This window comes from Stenotrophomonas sp. 610A2, assembly GCF_030549615.1.
Lineage (GTDB): Bacteria > Pseudomonadota > Gammaproteobacteria > Xanthomonadales > Xanthomonadaceae > Stenotrophomonas > Stenotrophomonas pigmentata.
The window spans coordinates 2,012,558-2,024,930 of record NZ_CP130832.1; the positions used below are offsets into that span (position 1 = coordinate 2,012,558).

Genomic DNA, 12,373 nt, shown 5'->3' on the forward strand with positions numbered 1-12,373 from the left:
CTGCGGTAGCCCACACCTATTAGTGGTACCCATGACTTTCGGGGCATGGTGTGGGTGTGGGGTGGTGCAATACTTTGCTACAACACCTGCCTACGCATCCCCAGGGACAAGACGATGTCGCGACTTTTCACTCTGCACGCCCGCACCGGAAGCTGCGCTGCTGCACTCCTGATCACCACTTCCCTGCTGCTTGGCGGTTGCAAGGCCGGCGGCGAGGAAGCCAAGGCCAAGACGCCGGATGAGCAGAAGGCCAGCGACGCCGTGCCGGTGGAAGTGGCCAAGGCCGAGCGCCGTGCCATTGCCGCCAGCTATACCGGCACCGCTGCACTGGAGCCGCGCGCCGAGTCCCAGGTGGTCGCAAAGACCTCCGGCGTGGCGCTGGCGGTGCTGGTCGAGGAAGGCCAGCTGGTTCGCGCCGGGCAGCCGTTGGTTCGACTGGATCCGGACCGTGCGCGCCTGAACGTGGCACAGAGCGAGGCGCAGATGCGCAAGCTCGAGAACAGCTATCACCGCGCCGAAAAACTGGTGCAGCAGCAGCTGGTCAGTGCCGCCGATGTGGATCAGCTGCGCTATGACCTGGAGAACGCACGGGCGATGTACCGGATGGCGACGCTGGAGTTGTCCTACACGACGGTGGTCGCGCCGATCAGCGGCGTGGTCGCCTCGCGGGACATCAAGCCGGGCAACTTCGTGCAGATCAACTCGCCGATCATCCGCATCGTTGACAGCGCGCAGCTGGAAGCCACCCTCAATGTGCCGGAGCGCGAGATCGCCAAGCTCAAGCCGGGCCAGGCCGTGTCGTTGCAGGTAGACGCACTGCCGGGCAAGCCGTTCACCGGTACGGTGGATCGCGTTGCGCCAGTAGTCGACAACGGCACCGGCACCTTCCGTGTGGTGACCACCTTTACCGGCGAAGAAGCATTGCAGGCAGGCATGTTCGGCCGCCTGAGCATCAACTACGACCAGCGCGCCGATGCCTTGGTAGTGCCGCGTACCGCGCTGCTGGAAGACGGTGGCAAGCCGGCAGTCTATGTGGTGCGTGACGGCAAGGCAGTGCGTACCGAGCTGGCCCTGGGATACGACGATGCCGGCTTCATCGAAGTACGCAACGGTCTGAAGCAGGGTGACGAAGTCGTCATCGCCGGCAAGGCCGCACTGCGCGAAGGCAGTGCGGTGCAGGTGATCGGCAAGGAGAAGGCAGTGGCAACGGCGAGCAAGGCGCCGGCAGCTGCACAGGCGACCAAACAATGAGTGACCACGGACCGTCGGCTTCCGGCGGTGGCTTCGATCTGATCGAGTTTGCCACCCGCCGCCGCGTCACCATCGCGATGATGACGCTGACCCTGGTGTTGTTTGGCCTGATCTCGCTGTCCAGCCTGAAGGTCGAACTGCTGCCGGACCTGAGCTATCCCACCCTGACCGTACGCACCGATTACGAAGGTGCGGCGCCGGCCGAGATCGAGACGCTCATCTCGCAGCCGGCCGAAGAAGCGCTGGGCATCGTCAAGGGCCTGCGCAAGCTCAAGTCGATCTCGCGCACCGGTCAAAGCGACGTGGTGCTGGAGTTCGCCTGGGGCACGGACATGCAGCAGGCCGGGCTCGACGTGCGCGACAAGATGGAGACGCTGCAGCTGCCGCTGGAGGCGAAGCCGCCGGTACTGCTGCGCTTCAATCCCTCGACCCAGCCGATCATGCGGCTGGCGCTGTCGTCCAAGCAGGAAGCCGGCAACGACGCCGATGCGGTGCGCCGCCTGATGGAGCTGCGTCGCTATGCCGATGAGGACCTCAAGCGCAAGCTCGAGCCTGTCAGTGGCGTGGCTGCGGTCAAGGTCGGCGGTGGTCTGGAAGACGAGATCCAGGTCGATATCGACCAGCGCAAGCTGGCCGCGCTTGGTCTCTCGCTGGACACGGTGATCCAGCGCCTGCAGCAGGAGAACGTGAACCTGTCCGGCGGTCGTCTGGAAGAAGGTTCGCAGCGTTACCTGGTGCGCACCGTCAACCAGTTCGCCACCGTCGAGCAGATGCGCGAGATGCTGCTGACCACGGCCAGTGGCTCCAGCACCGCGAGTTCGACTGGAGAGAACCGCCAGCTGATGTCGGCCATCCTCGGCAGCAGCGATCCCAACGTGATCGCGGCGATGCGCAGCGATGGCAGCAGCAGCGCGCCCAGCGTGCGCTTGAAGGACGTGGCCGAGGTACGCCAGGGCTACAAGGAGCGCGAAGCGGTGATCCGTGCCGCTGGCCATGAAGCGGTCGAACTCGCGGTCTACAAGGAAGGCGACGCCAATACCGTTTCCACTGCCGATGCCCTGGAAGCCAAGCTCGAAACCATCCGCAAGGAAATGCCCAAGGACATCGAGATGACGATGGTGGAGGACCAGTCGGTCTTCATCCGCCACGCCATCAAGGACGTCAAGATCGATGCAGTGATCGGCGGCCTGTTGTCGGTGCTGATCATCTTCCTGTTCCTGCGCGATGGCTGGAGCACGTTCGTGATCTCGCTGTCGCTGCCGATCTCGATCATCGCCACCTTCTTCTTCATGGGCCAGCTCGGCCTGAGCTTGAACGTGATGTCGCTGGGCGGCCTGGCGCTGGCTACCGGCCTGGTGGTGGATGACTCGATCGTGGTGCTGGAATCCATCGCCAAGGCGCGCGAGCGCGGCATGGGCATTCTGGAAGCGGCGATCAAGGGCACCCGCGAAGTATTCATGGCGGTGGTTGCCTCGACCCTGACCACCATCGCGGTGTTCCTGCCGCTGGTGTTCGTCGAAGGTATCGCCGGCCAGTTGTTCCGCGACCAGGCCTTGACTGTGTCGATCGCCATCGCGGTGTCGTTGGTGGTGTCGATGACCCTGATCCCGATGCTGAGCGCACTCAAGGGTCGTCCGCCGTTGGAGTTCCCGGCCGAGGACCCGCGTGAGCCGTGGCGTCCCGAGAGTCGCTGGAAGAAGCCGGCTGCCTATGCCGGCCGCGGTATCGGCGCGATGTTCCGCTATGGCTTCTATGCCGCAGCGTGGGCGGTGGTGCGTGTGTTCCGTGGTCTGGCTGCGGTGATTGGCCCGGTGATGCGCAAGGCCAGCGATCTGGCGATGGCGCCGTATGGTCGCGCTGAAGCCGGCTACCTGCGCGCGCTGCCGGCGGCATTGAAGCGTCCCTGGCCGATCCTGGGTTTTGCAACCCTGGCCTTCGGCCTGACCTTGGCTGCGCTGCCGTTGCTGGGCGTGGACCTGCTGCCGCAGCTGGCCCAGGACCGCTTCGAGATGACTGCCAAGCTGCCGCCGGGTACGCCGCTGGCGCAGACCGATGCACTGGTACGCGAAGTGCAGCGCAAGCATGCCGGCGAAGAGGGTGTGCGCCTGCTGTACGGCGTCTCCGGTACGGGTACCCGCCTGGATGCCAGTCCGACCGAGAGCGGCGAGAACATCGGCAAGTTGTCGGTGGTGATGAATGACACCAAGCTTGAGCCGGTGCTGACCGAAAAGCTGCGCGAGACCATGAAGGCCTGGCCGTCGGCGCAGGTGGATTTCGCCCGCCCGGAACTGTTCGCGCTGTCGCCGCCGCTGGAAATCGAAATCGAGGGCAATAATCTCGAAGACATCCGCGTCGCCGGCAATCGCCTGGCCGGCATGTTGCGTGAGAGCCCGCACTACGCCGACGTCAAGTCGACGGTGGAGCAGGGTTTCCCGGAAATCCAGGTGGTGTTCGACCAGGACCGGGCTGCGGCACTGGGCCTGACCACGCGGCAGATTGCCGATGCGGTGGTCAACAAGGTCAAGGGCAATGTCGCTACCCGTTACAGCTTCCGCGATCGCAAGATCGACGTGCTGGTGCGTGTGCAGGAGTCGGAGCGTTCCTCGGTCAATGACATCCGTCGCCTGATCGTCAATCCGAGCGGTGCCAAGCCAATCGAGCTGGGCTCGGTGGCCGATGTCATCGCCACCACCGGTCCGAGCGAAATCCACCGCGCCGACCAGCGCCGTGTGGCCATCGTCTCGGCTAACCTGCGCGATATCGATCTCGGCAAGGCCATCACCGAAGTACAGAGCATGGTCGCCAAGAACCCGCTGGGCACCGACGTCGGCATGCATATCGGTGGCCAGGGCCAGGAGCTGGGTGAGTCGATCCGCTCGCTGCTGTTCGCCTTTGCCTTGGCGGTGTTCCTGGTCTACCTGGTGATGGCATCGCAGTTCGAGTCGCTGCTGCATCCCTTCGTCATCCTGTTCACCATTCCGCTGGCACTGGTTGGCGCGGTTGCAGCCTTGCTGCTGGCACGTTCGCCGGTTTCGGTGGTGGTGTTCATCGGCTTGATCCTATTGGTCGGTCTGGTGGTGAAGAACGCCATCATCCTGATCGACAAGGTCAACCAGCTGCGCGAGGAGGGCGTGGCCAAGCGTGAGGCCCTGGTTGAGGGCGCACGTTCGCGTCTGCGCCCGATCATGATGACCACGCTGTGCGCGGTGTTCGGCTTCCTGCCGCTGGCCCTGGCCTTCGGTGAAGGTGCGGAAGTTCGTTCACCGATGGCGATCACCGTGATCGGTGGCCTGCTGGTGTCGACCATGCTGACCCTGCTGGTGATCCCGGTGGTGTACGACCTGCTGGACCGCAAGCCGGACGAGTACTACGCCGAGCGTGGTCGTCGTGCGCGCCAGGCCATGGCCCAGGCTGAGCAGGTGCTGAGCCATGAGCAGGACCCCATCGGCGGCATCAAGGACTGAGCGGATGAATATCACCGAGCTGTCCATCCGCCGCCCTGTCACCACCATCATGCTCTTCGTGTCGATGGTGGTGATCGGCCTGATCGCGGCGTTCAAGTTGCCGCTGGAAGCGGAGCCCGAGGCTTCCATTCCGTTCTTCTTCATCGCCTTGCCTTACCCGGGATCAACCCCTGAAGAGGTCGAGCGCAACCTGCTGCGGCCGGTTGAAGAGGCCATCGCGACGATGCCTGGCATCAAGACGATGAACTCGCGTGCCAACGCCGAGGGCGGCCAGATCCAGGTCGAGTTCAGCGATTGGAACCGTGACATCGCCATGGCCGCATCTGAAGCGCGTGAGCGTATCGATGCGGTGCGTGATGAGTTGCCGGACGACTTCCGTCGCTATTACGTGCAGCGCTGGAGCACCAGTGACCAAGAAGCAATCAGCCTGCGCTTGAACAGCACGGAAGACCTGACCGCGCGCGCTGACATGATCGAGCGGGCCATCAAGCAGCGCCTGGAGCGACTGCCCGGCGTGGCCCGCGTCGAAGTGGAAGGCGTGGCCAAGCAGGAAGTGCTTGTGGCGCTGGACAAGGACCGCATCAGCGCACACGGCGTTGCGCTGAATGATCTGGTGCAGAAGCTGCAGGCGGCCAACTTCGCGGTGTCGGCAGGGCAGATCACCGAGGATGGCCGTCGCCTGCGCGTACAACCCAAGGGCGAGCTGCTGGAAGTGCAGGAGCTGCGCGACCTGCCGGTCAACAATCGCGGTACCCGCTTGTCCGACATCGCCGAGGTCAGCCTGCAGCCGCAGCGCATGAGCTATGTGCGACGCATGGAAGGCAAGCCCAGCGTGGGCGTGGACATCTACAAGGAGCGCTCGGCGAACCTGGTGGACCTGTCGCGCGCTGTGACCAAGGAAGTCGCGTTGCTCGGCGAGGATCCGGCGTTGCGCGGTGTCGATATCGAGATTGCCTGGGATTCCGGCAAGGCGGTCACGAGTTCGCTGCTGGCCCTGGCCGAGGCCGGTGCGATCGGCCTGCTGCTGTCGGTGATCGTGCTGTACGCCTTCCTGCGCCATTGGCCGTCGACGCTGATGGTGTCGATGGCGATCCCGATCTGTTTCATCATGACGCTGGGCTTCATGTACTTCACCGGCATCAGCCTGAACATCATCTCGATGATGGGCTTGCTGCTGGCGGTGGGCATGCTGGTCGACAACGCCGTGGTGGTGGTGGAAAGCATCTACCAGGAGCGCGAGAAATACCCTGGAAAGCCGGAGATGGCATCCATCATCGGTACCCGTCATGTGGCGATCGCGTTGTCAGCCGGTACCTTGTGCCACTGCGTGGTGTTCCTGCCGATGATGTTCGGCGAGAAGAACATCATCACCATCTACCTGACCCAGCTGGCGCTGACCATCTCCTTCTCGCTGCTGGCTTCGTGGCTGGTGGCGGTGAGCCTGATCCCGATGCTGTCGGCGCGGATGAAGACCCCGCCGGCGTTGAAGTCGCCGTTCATCAGCCGTCTGCAGGCGCGCTATGCGCGGATACTGCGCTGGACCTTGCAGAACCGTGGCTGGAGCGTGGCCGGCATCGTGCTGGTGTCGGTGCTCAGCGTATGGCCGATGACCCATACCACCGGTGGCGGCGATGACAATGATCCGGACGAGATCAACATCTTCTACCAATGGAAGGGGTCTTATTCCAAGGAAGAGATGGGCAAGGAAGTGCAGCGGGTCGAGGACTTCGTCAACGCCCACCGCGACGAGTTCAAGATCAAGCGTGTGTACAGCCGTTTCGCCGAGCAGGGCTGGGCGCAGACGCGCCTGTACCTGAGCATCGACGATCGCGAGCAGAGCAAGAAGATCGAGGAAGAAGTGCGCAAGGGGCTGCCACAGTCGGCGCGCGCCAAGATCGGTATCGGCTGGCCGGGTGGCATGGGCAGCGAAGGGCAGGGCTTGCGTTTCAGCCTGGTCGGCGACTCAAGCCAGACCTTGCGCGAGCTGGCCGACGACATCGTGCCGATCCTGGCGCGCAATCCCAAACTGCGCGATGTGCGCGTGGACGTGGGCGATGCCAATGCCGAGCTGGCGGTGCGGGTCAACCGCGAGCGTGCAGCGTCGTATGGTTTCAGCGCCCAGCAGGTGGCGCAGTTCGTGGGCATGGCGCTGCGTGGTTCATCGCTGCGTGATTTCCATCGGGATGACGTTGAGATTCCGGTCAACGTGCGCTTCTCCGGCTCGGAGAACTACAGCATCGAGGACTTGTCTTCGTTCATGGTGCGCAGCTCCAGCGGCAAGGAGATCCCGCTGCTGGCGATGGTGGACGTCAACGTCAATCCGGCAGCCAATTCCATCCAGCGCTTGAACCGGCAGACCATGCTCAGGATCGAGGCCGGCCTTGCCAAGGACGTGCCGATGGACCAGGCGCGCAAGTCGGTCGAGGAAACCCTGGACAAGGTGCAGTTCCCGCCGGGCTATGGCTATACCTTCAATGGTGCCGGTTTCAACATCAACTTCGACGGCATGGACCAGATGGTGACGGCGATCTTCATCGCCCTGATCCTGATGGTGGTGATCATGGCGGCGGTGTTCGAATCGTTGTTGTTCCCGGCCGCGATCATGTCCTGCGTGCTGTTCTCGATCTACGGCGTGTATTGGCTGTTCTGGCTGACCGGCACCGAGATGAACATCATGGCGGTGATCGGCATCCTGGTGCTGATGGGCGTGGTGGTGAACAACGGCATCGTCATGATCGAGCACATCAACAACCTGAGGCGACGTGGTGTATCGCGTACCGAAGCGTTGATTGAAGGCAGCCGTGAGCGACTGCGTCCGATCATGATGACGATGGGTACGGCGATCCTGGCGATGGTGCCGATTGCATTGAATACGACCACGGCTGATGGCATGCCGCCGTACTACCCGATGGCACGCGCGATTGCTGGTGGTCTGGCGTTCTCCACGGTGGTCAGCCTGTTGTTTCTGCCGACCATCTATGCATTGCTGGATGACCTGCGTACCGGCACGGCGCGGTTGGTACGGCGTGCGCGCGGCTTGCCGCCGGTAGAGCATGCGGCTGTTGCAGAGGGTTGATTGCTTGGAGGGCAGGGCGGCTGCAGCTGCTGCGAAATGCGAAGGCAATAGCAACAGCTGAAGCAAGAGCTGCCCTCACCCCTACCCCTCTCCCGCATGCGGGAGAGGGGACAGCCAAGGCAAAGGCCAAAGCAACATCCAAAGCCAAAGCCGGCCATCAGACTTCCGCTGCCGAAGCCTACGATGCAGCAGCAAAAGAAAGTGCAGGAGAGCTAGTCCCCTCTCCCGCATGCGGGAGAGGGGTAGGGGTGAGGGCGCTTCTAAGCTTTTAAAGCACTTACAGCTTTTAAATCAAAGCTCAAAGCCAAAGCCTCAAAGCCAAATCCTCAAAGCCAAAGCCTCACCCAGCCAACTTTCCATAGACACTGAAGCCGGTAAGCCACAGGCCCAGCATGCTGCCCAGGTTGGTCAGCATGAAAGTCAGCACGATGCGGGTAACACGATTCCGGTACCAGCCTTTCAGGCTCTGCGCATCATCACGCAGTTGCAAGAAATCCTGATAGGTGGGCTTGCGCAGCCGCGTCTCCACCAACGCCGAAAACGCGCCGGTGGGAATGCTCAAGCGGAAGGGCTTGAACGGCGCAACCACGATCGCGGTCAGAATGCTCAACGGATGGCTGGCCGCAAGCAAGGCGCCCAAGCCAGCCAGACCGCCGGTAAACATCGCCCAGGTCAGCAGCATATCGGCACCCATGCCCATGCCGCCCTTCCAGAAGCCAAAGCCGATGCCACCGAGCACGATCGCCAGGATGCCCAGCGTGATCCACGGGATGTTGCGCTTCTTCGGCACGGACTCCAATTGCTCGCGCAGCGGGCCGGGTGCCTCGGTATCGGTTTCCAGGTAGCGGGCCAACCCAGCAAGGTGACCCGCGCCAACAACCGCCAGCACATTGCGCTGCTCGCTGTTGTGCTCTTCGCGCAGGCGCGTGGCCATGTAGCGGTCACGCTCGCCGATGATGGCCTGGTACAACGCCGGGCTTTCATTGGCGAACTCGCCGAAACTCGACTCAAGCATGTCGCCCTGTTTGAGCTTCTCGATCTCGTCTTCGCCAACGTCTTCCGAGGAGAACAGGCCAGCACCCAGTCCCATCACCAGCTTGATCTTGCCGAAGAAGCCAAGGCTCTGCGAGGCGCGGCGGAAGGTCAGGCCGACATCGCGGTCGATCAGGTGCACCGGCAGGTCGCTGGCCTTGGCCAGCTCCACCGCGCGCTTCAATTCTGCGCCGGGTTCGATGCCGAGCTGCTCGGCAAGGCGGCGCTGGTAAGCCGCCAGGGCGAGGTTGGCGGCAAACAGTGCCACGCGTCCCTTGCGGATCACCTCAACCAGATCGAGCTGCGCCAAGGCGTTCGGATTGGTCAATGCCTGCAGGCGCTGCGGATCAAGCTCGACCGCGACCGCGTCGTACTGGCCGCTGGCGATGGCTTGCTCAACCGCTTGTACGCTGGCTGCAGAGACGTGCGCGGTGCCCAGCAAGGTGTAACGCACGCCGTCGCGTTCAACCACGCGCACGGGCTGACCGGCGAGCACTTCGCCGCCGGTTTCAATAGAGGTGTCAGTCATTGCTTCATTCATTGGAGGGGGCGCTGTCGGCACCGTCGCCGAGTGCGCGTTGCATCTGTACCGTGTCCAGCCAGCGGCCATGTTTGCGACCGAGGCCGCGGAACACACCGACCAGCTCAAAGCCGAAACGTTCGTGCAGCTTGATCGATGCGGTATTGGTCGGCTCGCCGATCACCGCGATCATCTGCCGGAAGCCACGTGCGGTGCATTCATCGATCAAGGCCTGCATCAAGGCTTTGCCTACGCCTTTGCCCTGGAAGCGAGCATCGACGTAGACCGAGTTCTCCACGGTCCATTGATAGGCGATGCGGGCACGGTAGCTGTTGGCGTAGGCGTAACCGGCTACCTCGCCGTCGATCGTGGCGACGAGATAGGGGAAGCCGCGTGCGGTGATGTCCTGCATCCGCTGCGCCATTTCCGACGCGGCGGGAACTTCGTACTCGTAGGTGTTGACCAGCTCGCGCACCTCCACCGCGTAGATCGCGGTGATGGCCGGGATGTCAGCGGGTGTGGCGGTGCGCAGCTGCAGGGTCATGTCAGGTCCGGTCAGTCGATGTAGCGCTTGAGCAGGTCGCCGTAGGCATCAATGCGGCGGTCACGCAGGAACGGCCAGATGCGGCGCACGTGCTCGCTGCGCTGCAGGTCGACGTCGCAGACCAGCAGGGTTGCGTCGGTTCCGGCTTCGGCAATGAATTCGCCCTGCGGGCCCAGTACGTGGCTGTTGCCCCAGAAGTTGATGCCCGATGCGCCCAGCGGCGAGGCTTCGTGGCCGACGCGGTTGCAGCTCAGCACCGGCACGCCGTTGGCGACGGCGTGGCCGCGGTGGCTCAGCACCCAGGCATCGCGCTGGCGGTTCTTCTCGTCCTGCATGTCGTCCGGGTCCCAGCCGATCGCGGTCGGGTAGAGCAGCAGCTCGGCACCGGCCAAGGCCATCAGGCGGGCGGCTTCCGGATACCACTGGTCCCAGCAGACCAGTACACCGAGGCGGCCCACCGAGGTGTCGATCGGCTTGAAGCCGATGTCGCCGGGGGTGAAGTAGAACTTTTCGTAGAAGCCCGGGTCGTCGGGAATGTGCATCTTGCGGTACTTGCCCAGCAAGGTGCCGTCCTTCTCGAAGACCACGGCGGTGTTGTGGTACAGGCCGGCGGCGCGGCGCTCGAACAGCGAGCCGACGATGACCACGCCATGTTTTTTGGCCAGTGCGCCGAGGTGCTCGGTGCTGGGGCCGGGGATCGGCTCGGCCAGATCGAATTCGTCCACCGACTCATGCTGGCAGAAGTACGCGCCGTTATGCAGTTCCTGCAGCAGCACCAGTTTCGCGCCCTGCGCTGCAGCCTCGGCGACGCGTGCGTCGATCACGGCCAGGTTGGCGGCGGCATCACCGTGGTTTCGCTCCTGCACGAGGGCGACGGTAAGGGGGCTGCGCGAGTTCATGCTGCGATCCTGCGGGGGAAAACGCGCATGTTAACGCGGATGTGGGTTGGCAATGCGGTCCGGGCTGAACGGAGGGGCTGTGGCGCGCATTCGGTTGCTTGCGCTTCTCAGGTAGAGCCGAGCCATGCTCGGCTCCACGGCTTGAGCCCCTCTCCCGTGTACGGGAGAGGGGTTGGGGTGAGGGCGCTTTTCACTCGTAAAGCCCCTGCCGAGCATGGCTCGGCACTACGCTCTCAGCCCCTCTCCCGTTTGGGGGGTGAGAAGGGCTGCTTGCGAACCAAGGGTTCGCAGCCATTCGAACGACCTTGCGCCAGCGCAAGGGCCGGGGCGCGGAGCGGGGGGTGGGGTGAGGGCGGCCTTTCGCTCGTAAAGCCTCTGCCGAGCATGGCTCGGCACTACGCTCTGAGCCCCTCTCCCGTGCATGGGAGAGGGGTTGGGGTGAGGGCGGCTGTTCGTTGGTAACGCCCCTGCCGAGCATGGCTCGGCACTACGGTTGCTGCGCTTAGTTTTTCAGCAGGCCGGCTGGCAGCTGCATGGTGATGCAGTGCAGGCTGCCGTTCTGCCAGATCAGCGAGCGGCAGGGGACCTGCACGATCTCGCGGTCCGGGAAGGCCTGCGCAAGGACGTCGCGCGCAGCGTCATCGGCGGCGTCACCATAGGCGGGCATCAATACCGCGCCATTGATGATCAGGAAGTTGGCATACGAGGCTGCCAGGCGGCGGCCTTCGTCGAGCACCGGTTCGGCCCAGGGCAGCGGGAACAGGCGGTAGGGCTTGCCCTCGCTGGTGCGCAGGGCGGCCAGTTCGGCGCCCATCGCCTGCAGCTCGGCGTAATGCGAGTCCTGCGGGTCATCGCAGTTCTGGTAGACGATGCTGTCGACCGAGGCGAAGCGGGCCAGGGTATCGATATGTGCGTCGGTGTCGTCGCCTTCCAGATAGCCGTGATCCAGCCACAGCACGCGGTCCTGCTGCATCCAGCTGGCCATGTCGGCGCTGAGCGAGTCGCGCTCGCGCTCCGGGTGGCGTTCGTGCAGGCACTTCCAGGTGGTCAGCAAGGTGCCGGCGCCGTCGGTGTCGATGGCGCCGCCTTCCAGTGCGAACGGAATGCTGCGGACTTGCGCGTTGTTGAACACCTGCGCCTGGTCGAGCACGCCGACCAACTGGTCATCGAGGCTGGCTTCGAACTTGCCGCCCCAGCCGGTGAAACGGAAATCCAGCAGCTGGAAACTGCCGTCGCCGCGCTTTAGCGTGATCGGGCCGGAGTCGCGCAGCCAGGTGTCGTCATAGGCGGCGCTGACGAAGGTCACGCGCTCCATGTCCACGCGGTTCGAGCGCAGGCGCATCTCGGCGTAGGTCTCGATATCGTCATCGGCCACGCAGATCAACACCGGCTGGTAGCGGGTGATGGCGCTGACCAGCGCGATGTAGGTTTCCTCGACCTCGGCCAGGCGGTCTGCCCAGTCGGTGTCGGCGTTCGGCCAGGCGATCAATACGCCGGACTGGGTTTCCCATTCGGCTGGAAAGCGGAGCGTGTCGTTCATTCTTCTCGGATGCAGTCGGCCCGGAGTGGGCGTTGGGGCAGCCGGCC

At 63.8% G+C, this 12,373-nt stretch carries 7 protein-coding genes; 3 read left to right on the plus strand and 4 right to left on the minus strand.

Going from position 1 to position 12,373, the window contains the following annotated elements; translation table 11 throughout:
- Positions 1 to 114: 114 nt before the first annotated feature.
- The 3 genes from Q5Z11_RS09235 to Q5Z11_RS09245 are packed head-to-tail and all read left to right on the plus strand — an operon-like array spanning position 115 to position 7,791.
- Positions 115 to 1,251 (plus strand): efflux RND transporter periplasmic adaptor subunit, encoded by a 1,137-nt coding sequence (locus Q5Z11_RS09235; protein ID WP_303749705.1) that lies wholly within the window; start codon positions 115 to 117, stop codon positions 1,249 to 1,251.
- Positions 1,248 to 4,715, plus strand: a complete 3,468-nt coding sequence (locus Q5Z11_RS09240) for an efflux RND transporter permease subunit (protein ID WP_303749706.1) — start codon at positions 1,248 to 1,250, stop codon at positions 4,713 to 4,715. Before Q5Z11_RS09235 ends, Q5Z11_RS09240 begins: the two co-directional genes overlap by 4 nt.
- A gap of 4 nt (positions 4,716 to 4,719) precedes the next feature.
- Positions 4,720 to 7,791: an efflux RND transporter permease subunit gene (locus Q5Z11_RS09245; RefSeq protein WP_303749707.1), complete on the plus strand. Its 3,072-nt coding sequence runs from the start codon at positions 4,720 to 4,722 to the stop codon at positions 7,789 to 7,791.
- A gap of 340 nt (positions 7,792 to 8,131) precedes the next feature.
- On the opposite strand, the gene Q5Z11_RS09250 is transcribed toward Q5Z11_RS09245, so the two are convergent.
- The 4 genes from Q5Z11_RS09250 to Q5Z11_RS09265 all read right to left on the minus strand — a co-directional run bounded on the left by Q5Z11_RS09250 (position 8,132) and on the right by Q5Z11_RS09265 (position 12,326).
- Positions 8,132 to 9,364: a TraB/GumN family protein gene (locus tag Q5Z11_RS09250; RefSeq protein WP_405051668.1), complete on the minus strand. Its 1,233-nt coding sequence runs from the start codon at positions 9,362 to 9,364 to the stop codon at positions 8,132 to 8,134.
- The gene (locus Q5Z11_RS09255; RefSeq protein WP_303749709.1) at positions 9,357 to 9,887 is read right to left on the minus strand and encodes a GNAT family N-acetyltransferase; all 531 of its coding nucleotides are present in this window, start codon (positions 9,885 to 9,887) and stop codon (positions 9,357 to 9,359) included. Before Q5Z11_RS09255 ends, Q5Z11_RS09250 begins: the two co-directional genes overlap by 8 nt.
- Positions 9,888 to 9,898: 11 nt before the next feature.
- Positions 9,899 to 10,786: a carbon-nitrogen hydrolase gene (locus Q5Z11_RS09260; protein WP_303749710.1), complete on the minus strand. Its 888-nt coding sequence runs from the start codon at positions 10,784 to 10,786 to the stop codon at positions 9,899 to 9,901.
- A 502-nt stretch (positions 10,787 to 11,288) separates the two neighbouring features.
- The gene (locus Q5Z11_RS09265) at positions 11,289 to 12,326 is read right to left on the minus strand and encodes an agmatine deiminase family protein (RefSeq protein ID WP_303749711.1); all 1,038 of its coding nucleotides are present in this window, start codon (positions 12,324 to 12,326) and stop codon (positions 11,289 to 11,291) included.
- Positions 12,327 to 12,373 lie beyond the last annotated feature (47 nt).

What these genes read in the sequence shown, in the direction of transcription:
- Q5Z11_RS09260 (WP_303749710.1), bottom strand. Translation starts at nt 10,786, where the DNA reads ATGAACTCGCGCAGCCCCCTTACCGTCGCCCTCGTGCAGGAGCGAAAC.
- Q5Z11_RS09265 (WP_303749711.1), bottom strand. Translation starts at nt 12,326, where the DNA reads ATGAACGACACGCTCCGCTTTCCAGCCGAATGGGAAACCCAGTCCGGC.
- Q5Z11_RS09255 (WP_303749709.1), bottom strand. Translation starts at nt 9,887, where the DNA reads ATGACCCTGCAGCTGCGCACCGCCACACCCGCTGACATCCCGGCCATC.
- Q5Z11_RS09245 (WP_303749707.1), top strand. Translation starts at nt 4,720, where the DNA reads ATGAATATCACCGAGCTGTCCATCCGCCGCCCTGTCACCACCATCATG.
- Q5Z11_RS09250 (WP_405051668.1), bottom strand. Translation starts at nt 9,364, where the DNA reads ATGAATGAAGCAATGACTGACACCTCTATTGAAACCGGCGGCGAAGTG.
- Q5Z11_RS09235 (WP_303749705.1), top strand. Translation starts at nt 115, where the DNA reads ATGTCGCGACTTTTCACTCTGCACGCCCGCACCGGAAGCTGCGCTGCT.
- Q5Z11_RS09240 (WP_303749706.1), top strand. Translation starts at nt 1,248, where the DNA reads ATGAGTGACCACGGACCGTCGGCTTCCGGCGGTGGCTTCGATCTGATC.